Here is a 20,124-nt window from a genome sequence, read left to right on the forward strand (position 1 = left end):
AGATTGGCGGGAAGTGGTCGATATTTATCCGCTCTCGCCAATGCAGCAGGGGATGCTGTTCCACAGTCTTTATGCTCCCGATTCGGGGGTCTATCTGGAGGTGTTCCACTGTACGTTGCAGGGTCATCTCGATCTCCCCACTTTTTGTCAAGCTTGGCAACAGGTTATCGATGGTCACGAAATTTTCCGGACGGCGTTCCGGTGGGGCGATTTGGAAGTGCCATTGCAGATCGTGCGCCAGCAGGTGGAATTGCCATTTACTTACCACGATTGGCAGGATACCGACGCGCCGCAGTTAGCTGATTTCTTGGCTCGATTGCAGCAAACTGGTTTGGATTTGGCAACAGCACCGCTGATGCAGCTCCATTTAATTCAACTGACTCCGACTCAATATCACTTTGTCTGGATTCACCATCACATTCTGCTAGATGGTTGGTCGCTTTCGACAGTATTGCAGCAGGTTTTTGCCAACTACGAACGATCGATCGAGGGTTTACCCGCACTGGTGACACCTACGCCAGCTTATCAAACCTATATTGCTTGGCTCCAGCAACAAGATCTCAGTCAGGCGGCTGGGTTCTGGCAGCAAGAGTTGCAGGGCTTTACGACCCCAACGCCGCTGCCCAGTACCAAAACAGACAATGTTGGCTCTAGTGAGGTCGAACTGCTCTTGTCGCCCGATCTGACCCAGCAACTAGAAAGCTTTGCCCGTAGCAATCACCTCACCGCTAGCAATCTGGTTCAAGGGGCTTGGGGAATGCTGCTGTCGCGTTACAGTGGCGATCGAGAAGTCCTGTTTGGGGTGACTTTCTCGGGTCGTCCGCCGACCCTGGCTGGTGTGGAATCGATGGTGGGCTTATTTATCAATACACTGCCGATGCGGATGGATGTCGCTGGTGAGTTGGAAATTGTCCCCTGGTTACAGACATTGCAAGCCAAACAACTCGCCGCTAGTCAGTACACCTATAGTCCGCTGGTGGATATTCAGCGATGGAGCGACCTGCCATCGGGGGTACAACTCTTTAATAGCCTGGTTGTGTTTGAAAACTATCCAGTTTCCAGTGCCCTGCAACAACCCGTCAGTAGCTTAGAAATTACTGATGTGCGCGGTAGCGAGCAAACAAATTATCCGTTGACGCTGATTGCGATTCCGGGGTCACAACTATCGCTCAAAATTAACTACGATCGCAGTCTGTTCGAGCATGAGACGGTACTGCGAATGCTAGGACATTTGGAAGTGTTGCTGGCAGGCGCGATCGATCCCACGGCGACGACAATAGGGGAGCTGCCGCTGTTAACATCGGTTGAAATGCAGCAGTTGCTAACGGAGTGGAATCAACCTTCAGTTCCTTATCCCCAACAGTGTTTTCATGAGATCTTTAGCAACCACGCGGCTCGAACGCCTGATGCGATCGCCGTTGTGGCTGACGAGCGACAACTGACCTACGCTGAATTGGATGCCCGCGCTAATCGACTGGCACATTATCTCCAATCCCTGGGAGTAGGGCCAGAAATAATCGTCGGTCTGTGCGTGGAGCGATCGATCGCTGCCATTGTTGGTATTCTGGGGATTCTCAAAGCAGGTGGAGCCTATGTCCCGCTAGATCCCGCTTATCCCAAAGCGCGCCTCGACTACATTGCAACTGATGCCCAAATCGCTATGTTGCTGTCGCAGACAGATTTACAGGCGCAAATCCCCACCGTGGATACTGTAGTTTGGCTCGATCGCGATTGGCCGACGATCGAGCAGTCTTCGAGCGTTGCACCCACACTCGATCGATCTGATGACCTAGATCGATTGGCTTATGTCATCTACACTTCCGGTTCTACGGGTCAACCCAAAGGGGTAATGGTTACCCATCGCGGCTTAGGAAATTTGGTCGCGGTGCAACAGGAACTGCTCCAAGTTACGCCCCAAAGTAAAGTCGTCCAATTTGCTTCTCTCAGCTTTGATGCTTCGGTTTGGGAAATTTGTATGGCGTTGGGGAACGGAGCGACCCTCTACCTGGGCAGTCGGGATACCCTGCTACCAGGAGCCGATTTACAGCAGTTTTTACAGACTCACAGCATTACCCACGCCCTCTTACCACCATCAGCATTGGCGGTGATGCCCCAGAATGACTTCCCGCACTTGCAGCACTTGGTAGTCGGCGGGGAAGCTTGTCCGGCTCCGCTAATCGATCGCTGGGCACCAGGACGGCATTTTTACAATGCTTATGGGCCGACAGAAGCTACAGTTGTGGGCACGATCGCAATTTGTCAGCCGCAGATGGGGCAACCCCCGATCGGCAGACCTTTAACGAATACTACAGCTTATATTCTCGATGGCCAGCAACGATTGATGCCAGCCGGGATTGGGGGCGAGATTTATTTAGGTGGTGTCAATTTGGCGCGAGGGTATCTCAATCGATCGGAATTAACCGCCGAGAAGTTTATCGACCATCCCTGGATTCCTGGAGCGCGACTCTATCGCACGGGAGATTGGGGACGTTACCGCACTGACGGTCAAATCGAATATCTGGGACGGATCGACCACCAGGTGAAGATTCGCGGCTTCCGGATCGAGCTGGGCGAAATTGAGGCTGTGCTAGTTCAACATCCAGACATCTTGCAAGTTGTGGCGATCGCTCGCACTTTAGAATCGGGACGACAGCAGTTGGTGGCTTATCTGGTCGGTCAACCAGCAGCCCAGTCACACCCGCCTAGTATTGGCGACCTGCGGGCGTTTATGTCCAGCCGATTGCCGGATTATATGGTGCCTGCCGCCTTCGTGTTTATCCCAGAGTTGCCGATTACACCCAATGGCAAGGTCGATAAAGCGGCACTCCCCGACCCAGACCTCAGTGAAGCCTTGAGTGCCGACTATGTGGCACCCCAGAGCGAGATTGAAGATCGATTGGCACAGATTTGGGCAGAGGTGCTCGGACTGCCGCAAGTTGGCATCCGCGATAACTTCTTTGAGTTGGGTGGTGACTCGATCTTGAGCCTGCAAATTGTCGCCCGCGCGCACCAACTAGGCTGGCAGTTGACCCCCAAACAACTCTTTACCCACCAGTCGATCGCCGAATTAGCTACTGTAGTCGGATTTGGCACGGGCATTCAGGCCGCTCAAACACCAGTGGTGGGCGAAGTGCCGCTGACCCCCATTCAACATTGGTTCTTTGCCCAAGACTTGCCCCGACCGCACCATTTCAATCAATCGGTATTACTAGCAGTGCCGAGTGATATAGAGCCAGTGGTGTTAGAGCAAGCTCTCCAGCACTTAGTTTTCCATCACGATGCGCTGCGGTTGCAATTCATTCCGAATGCGGGGAGTTGGCAACAATACAATGCTCCACCTGATGCACAGGTACAGCTCCAGATTGAAGATTTATCGGCCTTACCCGCCGGAGATCGACTACAGGCGATCGCCGATCGCGGTACCTTACTCCAAGCGAGTTTGGACTTGGGCGCGGGCTTATTACTAGCTGCCAGCTTATTCAAAATGGGCGAGGGTAGCGATCGCTTGCTAATTGTCATCCATCACCTAGCCGTCGATGGGGTGTCGTGGCGGATCTTAATGTCCGATCTCCAAACTGCCTACCAGCAAGGTCTGGCAGGGCAGACGCTCCAACTGCCACCCAAAACTACTTCGTTCCAATACTGGGCACAGCAACTCTCTAACTACAGTCACACCGCCGACTTGCAAGCGGCGCGGGACTACTGGCAAAGCTTGCCAGTGGTACCCTCGCTACCGATCGATGGCACGCTCCAATCGACAACGCATACCGTCGAGCAAGCCGAAGCGATCGCCGTTAGTTTAGATGCCGCCACCACACAGGTGCTGTTGCAAACCGTGCCCACTGCCTATCAGACCAAAATTCACGAAGTTTTACTGACTGCTGTGGTGCTGGCATTTCAACAGTGGACGGGTCGATCGTCGCTGTACCTCGATTTGGAAGGGCACGGTCGCGAAGAATTGTTTGCAGATGTCGATTTAAGCCGCACCGTAGGTTGGTTTACCACGATGTTCCCCGTGCAGTTGGTACTACCTGCGCTCGATCTGGGTACTGCGCTGATCGCAGTCAAAGAGCAAGTCCGGCAGGTGCCGGATGGGGGGATGAGTTATGGGTTACTCCGCTACCTCAACCCCAGTATGGGTGGGTTGGGTGACGTACCCGCAGCGCAGGTGAGTTTTAACTATCTCGGTCAATTTAGCCAAGAAACATCGGCAGATGAAGGATGGCAATTGACGGCAGATAGTGGTGGTGACGAACAATCGCTCCAGGCCGCACGGAGTCATTTAGTGGAAGTAAATGCGGTGATTTTGGCGGGAGAACTCCAAGTCAATTGGACTTATAGCCCCCAAGTTCATCTACCCGCCACTATTGACAAGCTAGCTGCTGATTTCTTAGCCGCGCTTCGATCGCTGATTAGCCACTGTCAAGCTCCTGACGCAGGTGCTTATAGTCCGACCGATTTTCCAGAAGCCGATCTGGATGGAGACGAATTAGCAGCCATCCTCGATGACTTTTCGACGCTGTAAAGCTTTATTGCTGGATTAAACATCACCTTTTTTCGTTCGTTACCCAATTCAAAAAAAGTTATGAATACCGTCGATCGAGCCAACCCCACCAACCCGAACAAAAACGTTGCTGCTATCTATCCACTGACACCGATGCAGCAGGGGATGTTATTTCATACCCTCTATACAGCGGGATCGACTTTGTATTTCGAGCAGCTCTGCTGTACGTTACAGGGTGAATTGGATGAAGCAAAATTTGCCGCAGCTTGGCAACAGGTAGCCGATCGACATGCCGTATTACGCACTGCTTTTCTGTGGGAAAAGATCGATAAACCGCTTCAGGTGGTGGGTAAGGTCGTTAATTTACCTTGGACTTATCACGATTGGCGATCGGACAGTACGGACGCGCAACAAGCACAACTAGAGGCGTTTTTAACAGCCGATCGCCTTCAGGGCTTTAAGTTAAATCAAGCTCCGTTGATGCGATTTACGTCGATCCGCGTAGCTGACGATCGCTATAAATTTGTCTGGAGTTACCATCATCTGTTAATTGATGGTTGGTCTTTACCCACGTTGATTCAAGAGGTGTTTGCTTACTATGAAGCCGCGATCCAAGGTGAAACCCTGACCTTGGACTTGCCCCGCCCCTATCGAGACTACGTAGTGTGGCGCGAAAAACAAGATGTAGAAAGTGCCAATCGATTTTGGCAGCAATATCTACAGGGGATCGATACGCCTACCCCCGTGCCAATTCGCCTCAAGACTAGCGCACAGCAGCCAATTTATCAAACAATCGATCGACAGCTCTCTGAGTCTACAACCGCCCAAATCCAAGAATTTGCTCGCCGCCACCAACTCACGCTTAATACCGTCTTCCAAGGCGTGTGGGGCTTGTTACTGGCTCGTTATAGTGGTGAGAGCGAAGCCCTGTTTGGGGCTACTGTTTCTGGCAGACCGCCAGTACTGACTGGTGTGGAAACGATGGTGGGACTGTTCATTAATGCCGTACCTGTCAGAATCGCTCTACCCGCACATACCCGCGTGCTGGAATGGCTACAGGGGATTCAACAGCAACAACTCGCAGCTCAGGCTTACGACTACAGTTCGTTGGTGGATATTCAAGGGGTGAGTGAGGTACCGCGTGGCTTGTCTTTGTTTGACACGCTATTGGTATTTGAAAATTATCCGATTAGTGAATCGCTGCAATCGCAACAGCTCAGTTTGGATGTATCGGATATTCATAGTTTCGAGCAAACCAATTATCCGTTAACCTTGGTGGCAATCCCGAGCGGACAATTGACCCTCCAGGCAAATTATGATGCCAGCCAATTTGAGTACGCAGCGATCGAGCGACTGTTAGGACATTTCCAGCAGTTATTACTAGCAGTTGTGACGCATCCCGACTGGGAGATCGAGCAGCTATCCTTGCTGACAGAAGCAGAGGTTGCCGAACTCCAGCAGTGGCAGCCACAACCGCAAGCCCCCAGCCAATTGTGTTTGCATCAAGCATTCGATCGCCAAGTCAGCTTAAATCCAGAGCGAATAGCCGTAGTCTGTGGCACCGAAAGCCTGAGCTATGCAGCCTTAAACCACCGCGCCAATCGACTCGCCCACTATCTGCAATCGCTGGGTGTTGCAGCCGAAACCTTGGTCGGCATCTACATGGAACGCTCGATCGATCTCATCGTCAGCACGCTGGCTATCGTCAAAGCTGGGGGGGCGTATGTTCCACTCGATCCGACTACTCCAGTCGCCCGACTGAGTTTGATGCTCGACGATACCCAATTACCGATTTTACTCACTCAAGCTGACTTATTAGCACAGCTCCCCACTACTACCGCTACCACGATTTGTGTCGATCGCGATTGGCAACTGTGGGCGAGTGCCTCGGACAGTAATCCAACTCCAGCTATTACTCCCGCCAGCCTAGCTTATATCATCTACACCTCTGGTTCGACCGGAGTTCCCAAAGGGGTAATGATTCCCCATCAAGGGATTACCCGCTTAGTGTTGGATACCAATTATGTCAGCTTAAACGCTAGCGATCGAATCGCTCAGGCGGCCAATACTGCCTTTGATGCCGCCACCTTTGAAATTTGGGGAGCTTTGCTCAATGGTGCCCAGATCGTGATTATTCCGCGCTCGGTCTTGCTCGACCCTACCGAATTGGCGATGCTGCTCCAAGAGCAGGAAATTACGGTCTTATTTTTGACTACAGCCCTCTTCAATCGGATGGCTAGCTTGGTTCCCACGGCTTTTGCTCGACTGCGCTGTTTACTGATGGGTGGGGAAGCGATCGATCCGGTCTCTGTCCGAGCGATCCTAGCAACCGCTCCGCCGGAGCAGTTAATCCATGTTTATGGCCCGACAGAAAGCACTACTTTTACCAGTTGGTATCGGATCTCGGACGTGCCTGCAACGGCGACTAATATTCCGATCGGTCGTCCGGTGGCACAGACTGAAATCTTGATTTTGGATCGGCAGTTACAGCAAGTGCCTGTCGGCATCCCAGGCGAACTACATATCGGTGGTAGTGGTTTGGCACGAGGCTATTGGCAGCGTCCAGAGTTAACGGCTGAAAAATTTATTCCCCATCCCTGGGGCGAACCAGGTGCTTTGCTCTACAAAACTGGCGACTTGGTGCGCTACTTACCCAGTGGCGAGATTGAATACCTCGATCGCATCGACCAACAGGTCAAGATTCGCGGGTTTCGGATCGAGCTTGGCGAAATTGAAGCCGTCCTCTCGCAGCATCCCGGCATTCTCCAAGTCTCCGTCCAAGCCCAGGCGATTGAGTCTGGAGCGAAACAACTTGTTGCTTATATTGTCTCGCGATCGAGTGCCGAACTTAGTCCGAGTGAGTTACGGCAGTTTTTGGCGACCCGCTTACCGGATTATATGATTCCGGCGATGTTTATGCCGTTGAGTGCCTTACCCCTAACACCCAATGGCAAAGTCGATAAGCGATCGTTACCAGCACCCGATCGATCGCAGGCGATCGGGGCGAGCTATGTTGCCCCCCGCACCGAGCTGGAACAACAACTAGCGCAAATCTGGTCGGAGGTACTGGGGACGATCCAGATCGGTATTTTTAATAGTTTCTTCGATTTGGGGGGTCATTCGCTGATCGCCACTCAGCTAATATCGCGGATTCGGCGGAACTGCCAAGTCGAGCTATCGCTCCAGACGCTGTTTAACATGCCGACGATCGCCGAGCTGGCAACCGAGATCGAACGCGGTCGCACCCCTAGTTGTAACACGCTACCTTTAGTTTCGATCGATCGCGATCGCCTACTACCGCTGTCTTTTGCCCAGCAACGGCTGTGGTTTTTGCAGCAACTAGATCCCCAGAGTACGGCTTACCATATTCCGATTGCCTTACGGCTGCAAGGGAATTTAGATGTCAATGCCTTGCAACAGAGTTTACAGGCGATCGTCCAGCGACATGAGAGTTTGCGGACTAATTTTGCCTTAGATAGTAGCGGTCAGCCGTACCAATCGATGCGATCGACTGTAACAGTACCATTACCGACGATCGATGTCCGGCACTTAGGGGCAGCACCAGCAGCGGCGATCGCCGCCGCCACATCCAGCGTCAATGACACGATCTTTGACTTAACGACAGATTTATTGTTGCGCGCACAGCTCTTACAACTGGGTGCGGATGAATATTTACTATTGTTCTGCATCCATCACATCAGTGCTGATGGCTGGTCGATGGGCATTATCATCCGCGAACTGGTCGCGTTGTATACAGCGGCAATTGAGGGGCAAGCGGCCAGCTTACCAGAGTTAGCCATTCAGTATGCTGATTTTGCTCACTGGCAACGCCAACTACTTACGGGCGACTTGCGCCAACAGCAGCTCGCATATTGGCAACAACAACTCGCCAACTTAACACCGCTAGAACTGCCCACCGATCGCCCGCGTCCGGCAGTGCAAACCACGAGTGGGGCAACGCAGGAGTTTGCGCTGAGTGCCGAATTGAGTCGATCGCTGGTCAAACTCAGTCAGCAAACTGGGACTACTTTATTTATGACCCTGTTGGCGGCATTCCAGATCTTGCTCTCGCGCTATAGCGGGCAGATGGATATTGCCGTTGGCAGTCCGATCGCCAATCGCAACCGCGAAGAAATCGAACATCTAATTGGCTTTTTTGTCAATACCTTGGTGCTGCGTACCGATCTATCGGGATCGCCGACCTTCCGCGAGTTAGCGAACCGAGTGCGGCAGACGACACTGGCAGCCTACGAGCATCAAGATTTGCCATTTGAAATCATCGTCGAAGCCTTGCAACCCGATCGCGATCTCAGCCATAGTCCGCTGTTTCAAGTGATGTTCGTCTTGCAAAATGCGCCCACGTCGGAGCTGAAGTTACCAGGTCTGAACTTGAGTGCGGTAGCGACTCCCACGACTATCGCTAAGTTCGATCTCACTTTGGCGATCGCCGAACCAGCCAACAGTGATGACGCGGCTAGCGGCTTAACAGGTGTGTGGGAATATAACACCGACTTGTTCGATCTGGCGACGATCGACCGGATGAGCGGTCATTTCGAGCAGCTCTTGAGCGCGATCGTCAACAATCCAGATGGTGCGATTTGCCAGCTACAGCCGATCGCTCCCGCAGAGATAGCACAACTAGGCTTATTTAGTCAAGGTGTCGAGCAGTTTGTCGCGACCGATCGCTGCATTCACCAACTGATTGCCGATCGGGCGATCGCGCAACCCACCGCCATTGCTGTCGTCTGGGGCGATCTGCAATTAACCTATGCCGAACTAGATGCCCGATCCAACCAATTAGCGCACTATCTGCAAGATGTGGGAGTCCGAGCGGAAACGGTGGTAGGCATTTGTGTCGAACGCTCGCTAGAATTAATCGTCGGTCTATTGGGGATTCTCAAGGCTGGGGGAGCTTATGTCCCGATCGATCCTAGTTATCCGGCGGCGCGGTTGGCTGCGATTTTGGCCGATACGCAAATGCCTGTGTTGTTAACTCAGGCATCTCTAGTCGCCCAGTTACCGGAGCATCAAGCCCAGGTTGTCTGTCTCGATCGGGACTGGGCGACAATTGCAACCAACACTAGCAATCCTTGTCCGAATCTGGTGACAGCCGCTCGACTAGCTTACATAGTCTATACTTCCGGTTCCACAGGTACGCCCAAGGGGGTGATGATTCCGCATCGGGGCTTACTCAACTTGGTGGCATGGCACCACACCGCTTTTGCAGTCACCGCAGCCGATCGCGCCACTCAATTAGCGGGGATTGCTTTTGATGCGGCGGGGTGGGAGATTTGGCCTTATTTAGCTGCTGGAGCTACCTTACTACTGGTACCGCCTACAGCCATCCATCATCCCACTGAATTACGGGATTGGTTGCTCGATCGCCAAATCACCATCAGCTTTGTCCCCACACCTGTTGCCGAACAACTCTTTCACTTAGACTGGCCGGATACCACTGCTCTACGGATGATGCTCGTAGGTGGCGATCGATTAGCGACTAATCCAGCCACGCGGATGCCGTTTCAGGTCGTCAATAACTATGGGCCTACCGAAAATACGGTAGTAACCACTTCAGTGGTGCTCGATGACAGCAATCCCGACGCCGTACCGACGATCGGTCGCCCCATTGCCAATACGCAGGTGTATTGTTTAGACGATCGCGGGCAGCTTGCCCCGATTGGTATCCCCGGTGAATTATGGATTGGCGGTGCGAGTCTAGCGCGAGGATATTTAAACCGCCCCGAATTGACTGCTGAAAAATTTGTGGCTCATCCGCAGGTGGACGGAGCAATCCTGTATCGCAGTGGCGATCGCGGTCGGTACTTGGCGGATGGTCAGATTGAATATTTAGGACGGCTCGATGAGCAGGTCAAAATTCGCGGTTTCCGAATCGAGCTGGGAGAAATTGAGACAGTCCTGAATCAACATCCAGAGCTATTTCAAGCGGTAGTGGTGGCGATCGATCGGGATGGACAGCAAAAGTTAGTTGCTTATACCGTGCCAATGCCCGATGCTCAGACAACTTCCGAGCAACTGCGGCAGTTCTTGGGCGAACGGTTGCCAGACTACATGATTCCGGCTTATTTTGTCACGCTCGATGAGTTGCCCTTGACCCCCAATGGCAAGGTGGACAAACGCGCTTTGCCGCTGCCAGATCTGACTGCGGAGATGGGCAAAAACTACGTCGCCCCACGCACCTCGATCGAAGCCCAGTTAGCAGCGATTTGGGCGCAAGTCTTGGGCACTCCCCAAGTGGGCATTCATGACAACTTTTTTGCGATCGGTGGCGACTCGATTCTCAGCTTACAAATTATTGCCCGTGCTGCTCAAGCCGGAATCCAACTGACCCCCAAACAACTATTTGCCCATCAATCCATTGCCGAATTAGCCGCCGTAGCCCGCACCGGACAGGCGATCTCTGCCGAGCAAGGGGTCGTAGTTGGCGATGTGCCACTGACCCCGATTCAACGGTGGTATTTCGATCGAGACTTGCCCGCACCGCACCACTTCAACCAGACGGTCTTACTCCAAATCCCCGCCACAGTATCGGCGGATCTCCTCCAGCCGATCTTGACATCGATCTGGCAACACCATGATGCCCTGCGTCTGCAATTCCAGTCGATCGATGGTGGTTGGCACCAAACCAATGCCGCGTTGACTGCCGTACCCCAACTGCAAGTGGTGGATTTGGGACAGCTCACTGGTACGGAACAAACCGATCGATTGACCGAAATTTGCGATCGATCGCAAGCCAGTCTAGATTTAGCGTCAGGTTGTCTGCTCCAAGCTACTCTATTTGAGATGGGTGAGGGACAACCGCAGCGGCTATTACTAGTGGTGCATCACTTGGCCGTAGATGGCGTGTCTTGGCGGATTTTGCTCGATGATATTCAAACAGCCTATCAACAGGTCAGTCAGGGTCAGAACATCAGCCTCCCAGCCAAAACCACCTCCTGGCGACAATGGGCGCAGCAGCTCGTTACCGCGAGTGGTGATTTTATCCCCGAATTAGATTACTGGCACCGCCAGATTGCTTCAGTATCGCCAACATTGCCGACCGATCGGCAGGGCGAGAACACCGCTAGCTCGGCAGAAACCGTGACTGTTTCGCTCGATGCCACAGCCACCCAAGATTTATTACAGCGCGTGCCAGCGGCTTACCGGACTCAAATTAATGATGTCTTAATTGCGGCACTCGCCCAGACGATGAGCGAGTGGACGGGCGAGTCCCAGATCCAGATCGACTTAGAAGGTCACGGGCGGGAAGAATTATTTGATGATGTGGATATCTCCCGCACGGTGGGCTGGTTTACGACGATGTTCCCCATTTGTCTGGATCTCGCCCCCGATCGTCACCCCGGATCGTTACTCAAGAGCATAAAAAAACAATTACGTCAAGTCCCCCACAAAGGCATTGGGTATGGGTTGCTGCGCTACGTGCGCCGAGAACCCAGTCTCAGCAGCCATGTTGCCGCCCCGATTAGCTTTAATTATCTCGGTCAATTCGATGGAGTCTTGGCTGCCGAGAGCGATTTTGAAGTTGCTACGGAGTCAGCGGGGTCAGATATTAGCTTGCAAGGAGAACGCCGACATCTGCTCGACATCAATGGCGCGATCGTTGCGGGAGAATTACAACTAAATTGGACTTACAGCAGCAACATATACGATCGACAGACGATCGAGCGATTAGCGCAGAACTTAATTGACAACTTAGCAGCCTCGATCGCCCATTGTCTGGAACCAACGGCTGGAGGCTACACGCCGTCGGACTTTGCGCTGGCGCGGCTCTCCCAAACTGACCTAGATCGGTTGGTGGGTGACAACTGGCGACAGATTGCCGATATTTATCCCCTCTCGCCGCTGCAACAGGGGTTACTGTTCCATAGCTTATATGCGCCCGAATCGGGAGTGTATATGGTGCAAGTCCACTGTATGTTAAAGGGCAATCTCAACTGTGAGATTTTTGGGAAAGCTTGGCAACAGGCGATCGATCGCTATGAAATTTTGCGGACTGGCTTTATCCATGCCGAATTAGCCACGCCGCTCCAATGCGTGTTCGATCGAGTGCCACTAATCTTACACCAGCACGATTGGCAAGCCAAAGATTTAGTAACTCAACAGGTCGATCTCGATCGACTATTAGAGCGAGAACGCCAGCAAGATTTCGACCTCGCGCGTCCGCCACTGATGCGGCTGCAAGTGATTCAACTCGCAGCGGATACATATAAATTTGTCTGGACTCACCATCACTTATTACTAGATGGTTGGTCTTTACCATTGGTATTTAAGGAAGTATTTGCCGCCTACCATGCTTACGAACGGGGTCAATTGCAACCCCTCGCCCCAGCCACCCCTTACCGGAACTATATTGCTTGGTTACAAACCCAAGACTCGACCGCCGCTCGATCTTTCTGGCAAGCCCAATTGCGGGATATTACCGATCCTACGCCGCTGCTGGCTCCCACCGATCGATCGCAATTAGATTCGGGCTACCAGGTGGCACGATCGCGATTGCCCCTAGCCGTAACAACGACAATCCAACAGTTTGCCCGTCAGCATCAATTGACGATGAGCAACCTGATCCAAGGTGCTTGGGCACTGTTGCTGAGTCACTATAGTGGTAATGCCGATGTGGTGTTTGGCGTAACTGTGTCGGGCAGACCCGCCACCTTGCCTGGAGTTGAGGAAATCGTCGGGCCATTTATTAATACTCTGCCCGTTCGAGTGGCGATTCCGTTCGATGCACCGATCTTGCCGTGGTTACAAGCTCTCCAACACCAACAGCAAGAGATCGATCGATATGCTTACACCCCCCTGAACGACATTCAAGGTTGGAGCGAGGTTGCCCGTGGGGTGCCCTTATTTGAGAGCATCGTCGTCTTTGAGAATTACCCAGTTGGTGAGGCTGTCAGCGAACCCCACGCTAACGATCTCCAAATTATTGAGGTGCAAAGTTGGGAGCAAACCAACTATCCCCTGACCTTAATTGCTAGCCCCGGTGCGGAGTTAGCCTTGGACATTAGTTTCGATCGCAGTCGGTTTACCCCAGATAGCATCGACCGGATGCTGGAGCACTTACAAGCATTGCTGGCTGGCATGGTCGTCGATGGCGATCGATCGATCGAGAGTATCCCGTTGTTATCCACACCAGAACGCCAGCAATTGCTAGAGGTGTGGCACCAAACCCACGCTGACTATCCTCAAGATCGGTGCATTCATCAGTTATTCGAGCAGCAAGTAGAGCGCACGCCAGAGGCGATCGCGATCGTCTTTGAAGATCGGTGTTTGACTTACCAAGACTTAGATCGGTGCGCCAATCGACTGGCACACTATCTCCAATCTCAAGGTGTGGGAGCGGAAACACTCGTCGGGATTTGTGTCGAGCGGTCTGAGGCGATGGCGATCGCGATTTTAGCGATTCTCAAAGCGGGCGGTGCTTATGTGCCGATCGATCCCCTGTATCCACGCGATCGCATTGCTTATGTGCTGGCAGACTCTGGGCTGAGACTCTTGCTCTCCCAAACTTCACTAGCCGAGAATTGGTTGGATCTGGGCGTAACAGTTGTGTGTGTCGATGGCGATGCCGATCGGTGGCAGCAGCTCCCTGTCACAAATCTGATTAGTTCGGCAACAGCTACGAATTTAGCTTATATCATCTATACATCAGGTTCGACCGGACAACCCAAAGGCGTGGAAATCCAGCACCGCAGTGTCATCAATCTGCTCTGGGCGATAATCCGTCAGCTCGAACTGAGTGCCACAGATACGTTGCTAGCGGTAGCGACATTTTCCTTCGATATTTCCGTGGCGGAGCTGTTTTTACCGCTGCTCGTCGGTGCCAAGTTGGCGATCGTCAGTCGCGATGTCGCCGCCGATGGCTACCAACTGTTACAGGCGATCGATCGGTATCAGCCGACATTCATGCAGCCCACCCCCACTACCTGGCGGATGTTATTAGCCGCAGGTTGGCAGGGTAGTCCGAACTTAAAAATGGTGAGTACGGGTGAGGCACTTCCTGCCGATTTGATGCAGCAACTACTCCCGCTGGGCAAAGAGCTGTGGAACTTATACGGGCCGACCGAAACGACTATCTGGTCTACTGGTTATCGAATCACATCCCCACGAGCACCGATTACGATTGGTTATCCGATCGCCAATACTCAAATTTACATTCTAAATGCTCGTCGTCAGCTCGTCCCGATCGGCGTCCCAGGCGAACTCTACATTGGTGGTGCGGGTCTGGCACGGGGCTATTGGCAGCGATCGGAGCTGACTGCCGACAAGTTTATCGACTCTCCTTTTAGTACCGCAGGGGAGCGTTTATACCGAACAGGGGACTTGGCGCGGTATTTACTGACTGGGGAAGTAGAATACCTCGGACGGATCGACCAACAGGTGAAGATTCGCGGCTACCGGATTGAGTTGGGAGAAATTGAAGCCGTCCTCTCTCAGCATCCAGACATATCTCAGACTGTGGTGGTGGCTCACAGCCCAGAGTCTCGATCGCCACAATTGATCGCCTATGTCGTACCTAGTGCAAATGCCCAACCCACGGCGGAGGAATTGCGCGAATTCCTGGTAGAGCGGCTGCCAGCCTACACGATCCCCAGTATGTTTGTTACCTTGGCTGAATTGCCGCTCACGCCCAATGGCAAGATCGATAAACGGGCATTGCCGCACCCCGATCGCGGGGAACTAACCAATAACGCTTATGCAGCCCCACGCACCACGCTAGAAAGTCAACTAACCGCCATCTGGGCAGAAGTTCTGGGTCTATCTCAGGTAGGCATCCACGATAACTTCTTCGCGATCGGTGGAGATTCGATTCTGAGTTTACAAATCGTCGCGCGTGCTGGTCGATCGGGGATTCAACTGACACCCAAACAACTATTCGCTCGCCCCTCGATCGCCGAACTGGCGCAAGTAGCGAGTACGGGACAAGCCATTGCCGCAGAGCAAGGCATTGTAACTGGATCGGTACCTCTCACGCCGATTCAACACTGGTTTTTTGCACAAAACTTGCCAGAGCCGCAACATTTTAACCAATCTGTGCTATTGGAAGTACCAACAGATTTATCAGCGGACTTACTCCAACAAGTCTTGACAGCGATCTGGCAGCATCACGACGCGCTCCGCTTGCAATTTGTGGCGACAGGTGGCAGTTGGCAGCAAACTAATGCCGACTGGAGTGCGCCGCCGCAGCTTCAAACAATCGATTTAGCGGATTTATCCGGTCAGCAACAAGTCGATCGGTTAACAGAAATTTGCAGTCAAGCTCAAGCCAGTTTGGATCTCGCCGCTGGTTGTTTACTGCGATCGACATTATTCCAGATGGGTGCCGGAGTGCCCCAACGCCTGCTGATTGCCATCCATCACTTAGCTGTAGATGGCGTGTCTTGGCGGATTTTATTAGAAGATCTCCAAACTGCTTACCACCAACTGACTCAGGGCACAACGATCTCTTTCCCTGCGAAGACGACGGCTTGGCAATATTGGGCACAGCGGCTGACAGCAGTTGCTGGCGCGCTCGATGCGGAGTTGGATTACTGGCAAGCTCAGGTCAGTCAGCCACTGACACTGCTCCCGACGGACGCTCGCGGGGAAAATACGATCGGCTCTGGGGCTACTGTGACGGTTTCTCTCAGTGCGACGGCGACTCAAGACCTGCTCAAGCGCGTACCCGCAATTTATCGCACGCAGATTAATGATGTGTTGATAGCCGCCCTAGCCCAAACGATCGGGGAGTGGACGGGTGAGTCGAGTCTGTACTTGCATTTGGAAGGCCACGGACGGGAAGAACTATTTGACGATGTGGATATTTCTCGCACTGTGGGCTGGTTTACGACGATGTTTCCCGTGTCGCTGCATTGGTCTGAGGGCGATGGAGAGGGAACATTGCTCAAGAAGATTAAAGAACAACTGCGACGGGTGCCTAATAAAGGCATCGGCTATGGAGTCCTCCGCTATCTACAACAATCGCATAGCCTCGCCGATCGCCCCACGCCAGCGATTAGCTTTAACTATCTAGGTCAATTCGATCGCACCCTCAGTGCTGAAAGCGATTTCCAACTAGCCAGCGAGTCGGCGGGGGCTGAGAGTAATAGTCAGGGTCATCGCCAGCATTTGCTAGATATCAGTGGCTCGATCGTCGGCGGTCAACTACATTTGAGCTGGAATTATAGTAGCAATCTCCACCAGCCCGAAACGATCGAACGATTGGCGCACCGTCTGTTACATCATTTAACCGCCACGATCGACCATTGCTTGGAACCTACCGCAGGTGGTTACACCCCCTCAGACTTCCCCCTCGCTCAGTTATCGCAACCAGAACTCGATCGAATTGTCGATAACGATTGGCGATCGGTAGTCGATATTTATCCGCTCTCACCGATGCAGCAAGGGATGTTGTTCCACAGTCTCTACGCACCAGAATCTGGCGTTTATGTAGAGTTGGTGCAGTGTACATTGCAGGGCAATCTGAATATCGATGTATTTTGTCAAGCTTGGCAACGGGTCATCGATCGCTATGATATTCTCCGAACCAGCTTCATCTGGTCGGATTTAACCGCCCCTGTGCAAGTCGTGCGCCAACAAGCCACTTTACCTTTCACCTATTCCGACTATCGCGACGCGGATCCCCAGCAGCAACAGCAACACATCGTTGCCGCGATCGAACGCGAAAAACAGGGATTTGAGTGGTCGCAACCACCCCTGATGCGGTTGCACTTAATGCAATTATCAGCACATACCTATGAATTTCTCTGGAGTAGCCATCACATCTTATTAGATGGTTGGTCGCTGCCATTGGTATTTAAGGAGGTACTAGCCGCTTATCAGGTCTACGAACGGGGCGAAACCATTGAGGTGATGCCACCAGCTAATTCATATCGGAGCTATATTGCGTGGTTGCAGGCTCAGGACATGGGTGCCGCTAAAGTCTTTTGGCAACAGCAGCTTGAGGGAATTGCTGCGCCGACACCATTAATCGCGCCGACCGATCGATCGGCATTGACTAGCGGCTCCTACATCGCACGGTTACAGCTACCACCAGAGACGACGGCTACACTCCAACAATTTGTCCGCCAGCACCAACTGACGATGAGCAACCTCATCCAAGGAGCTTGGGCATTGCTGCTCGGTCGCTATAGTGACGAACGGGATGTGGTATTTGGGGTGACGGTTTCGGGACGACCAGCAGCTTTGGCTGGTGTCGAAGAGATCGTCGGTCTGTTTATTAACACGCTGCCGCTGCGAGTGGCAATTACCGACGAGATCGAGGTCTTGCCGTGGCTGCAAACCCTGCAAGCGCAACAACAAGAGATCGATCGCTATGCTTATACGCCATTAGTCGAAATTCAAGGTTGGAGCGAGATTCCGGCAGGAGCCGCGCTGTTTGAAAGCATTGTGGTGTTTGAAAATTACCCGCTCGGTGAGGCTGTCCAATCGCCGCCGAGTGCTGATGATTTGCAAATCATTAATGTGCGGAATTTGCAACAGACTAACTTTCCACTCACCCTGATTGCGATTCCTGGTAACGAGCTAGCGATCGAAATCCGATCGGATTGTAGTCGCTTTACCACGGAGACGATCGATCGAATGCTCGGACATTTCCACCATCTGCTGCTCGAAATTACGACCGCTCCCAACCGATCGCTCGATCGATTAACGCTAATATCTGCCGCCGAACGAGCGCAATTGACCGAGTGGCAACAAGTTAGCGGCTACGATCCCACCGAACTCTGCATCCCCGCACTGTTCGAGCGACAGGTGTTATTGAGTCCCGACGCGATCGCTGTAGTTAGCGGTGAGCAGACCATCACCTATGCCGAATTGAACGCTCGTGCCGATCGATTAGCCTCCCAACTTCAGTCGCTCGGCGTGCAGTCTGAGGGGCTGGTGGGCATCTGTATGGAGCGGTCGATCGAGGCGATCGTCAGTGTCGTGGCGATCCTCAAAGCGGGTGGTGCTTACGTGCCCCTCGACCCCACCTATCCGCCAGAACGACTGGCTTATATGTTGGCAGATACCCAACTAGCCGTGCTGCTCACACAGGTGGAATTACTCGATCGCTTACCGCCCACTACCGCTCAGACGATTTGTATCGATCGCGATTGGGAACAGATCGCCAGTCATCCCCCCTTTAATTACCCCAGCCCAACGATTTCCCCCACCGACTTAGCTTATGTAATTTACACATCGGGTTCCACCGGACAACCCAAGGGCGTAATGATTCCGCATCAAGGGATTACCCGCCTAGTGCTGAATACCAACTATATTCAATTCTCGGCACTCGATCGGGTGGCACATGCTGCCAATACCGCCTTTGATGCCGCCACCTTTGAAATTTGGGGAGCCTTACTCAATGGGGCGCAACTCACGATCGTGCCGCAGACGGTGCTGTTATCGCCACCAGACTTAATTGCACTGTTGACCGATCGCCAGATTAGCGTGTTGTTCCTGACTCCAGCCCTATTCGATCGATTGGCCAGCATCGCACCGACAGCCTTTGGTAAGCTCCGCTATCTGATTATGGGTGGGGAAGCCCTCGACCCTCATTGGGTGCGCGTGGTGCAAGCTGCTGGCGCGCCGCAGCACTTACTCAATGGCTATGGCCCGACCGAGAGTACGACCTTTGCCACCTATTATGAAGTGACCGAGCTAAGTCCCACGGTCACGAATATTCCCATCGGTCGTCCCCTAGCACACACCGAGATCTCGATCTTAGATCGGTATCTCCAACCCGTCCCGATTGGGGTACCTGGCGAGCTGCATATTGGGGGAGCGGGCTTGGCACGAGGATATTGGCAACGTCCAGAGCTGACAGCCGAGAAGTTTATCCCACATCCCTGTAGCGATCGACCGGACAGTCGCTTGTATAAAACTGGCGATCTGGTGCGCTACTTACCTAGTGGCGATATTGAATACCTCGATCGCATCGATGGACAAGTCAAAATTCGGGGGTTCCGTATTGAAATTGGTGAAATTGAAGCGGTTCTGATTCAACACCCCCACATTCGTCAAGCGGTAGTCGTAGTTACCACCACGGAGCAAGGGCAAAAACAACTAATCGCTTATGGGGTGACAGATCCCACCACGGAGTTATCAAATAGCGATGTCCGTCAATTTTTGTCAACACGTCTTCCGGCTTACATGATTCCCTTGGTGTTTGTCACCTTGGCTGAATTACCGTTAACGCCCAATGGCAAGGTCGATAAACGGGCTTTACCGACCCCCGATCTCACAGCACTGCTGGTCACTGAATATGTGGCTCCAGCAACCGAGCTGGAAGTAGAACTGGCAGAAATTTGGGCGAACTTATTGAACCTCAAGCAGGTGGGTACGACCGACAATTTCTTTGAGGTGGGCGGTCATTCCCTACTGGCAACCCAATTTATTTCGCGAGTCCATCAACACTATCAAGTCACGCTCCCCCTGCATAGCTTCTTTATGCAGCCGACGATTCGCGATACTGCTCGACTTATTCTGGAATCTCAACTGAGCAATGTGGATGATGATGATGATTTTCTAGCTCGCACCCTAGCGGAGCTTGATGATTTGTCAGATGAAGATGTGCGGCAACTCCTAGCGCAAGACGACTAACTCTAAATATTCTTACCTTC

General features: G+C 52.8%; 2 protein-coding genes. Both read left to right on the forward strand.

Features of this window, described 5'->3' with window-relative positions:
- The coding region (locus tag C7B77_RS00425; RefSeq protein WP_146138123.1) for a non-ribosomal peptide synthetase at window positions 1-4,525 on the forward strand (4,525 nt) is incomplete at its 5' end.
- A 60-nt stretch (window positions 4,526-4,585) separates the two neighbouring features.
- A complete protein-coding gene (locus tag C7B77_RS00430) occupies window positions 4,586-20,104 on the forward strand; it encodes a non-ribosomal peptide synthetase (RefSeq protein ID WP_106299349.1) in 15,519 nt (5,172 codons plus the stop codon).
- The last annotated feature ends 20 nt before the right edge of the window (window positions 20,105-20,124 follow it).

It is taken from the genome of Chamaesiphon polymorphus CCALA 037, from assembly GCF_003003845.1.
Taxonomy (GTDB): Bacteria; Cyanobacteriota; Cyanobacteriia; order Cyanobacteriales; family Chamaesiphonaceae; genus Chamaesiphon; species Chamaesiphon polymorphus.

Excerpts from the sequence above, each read along its gene's own strand:
- C7B77_RS00430 (WP_106299349.1), top strand. The coding sequence starts at position 4,586 with ATGAATACCGTCGATCGAGCCAACCCCACCAACCCGAACAAAAACGTT.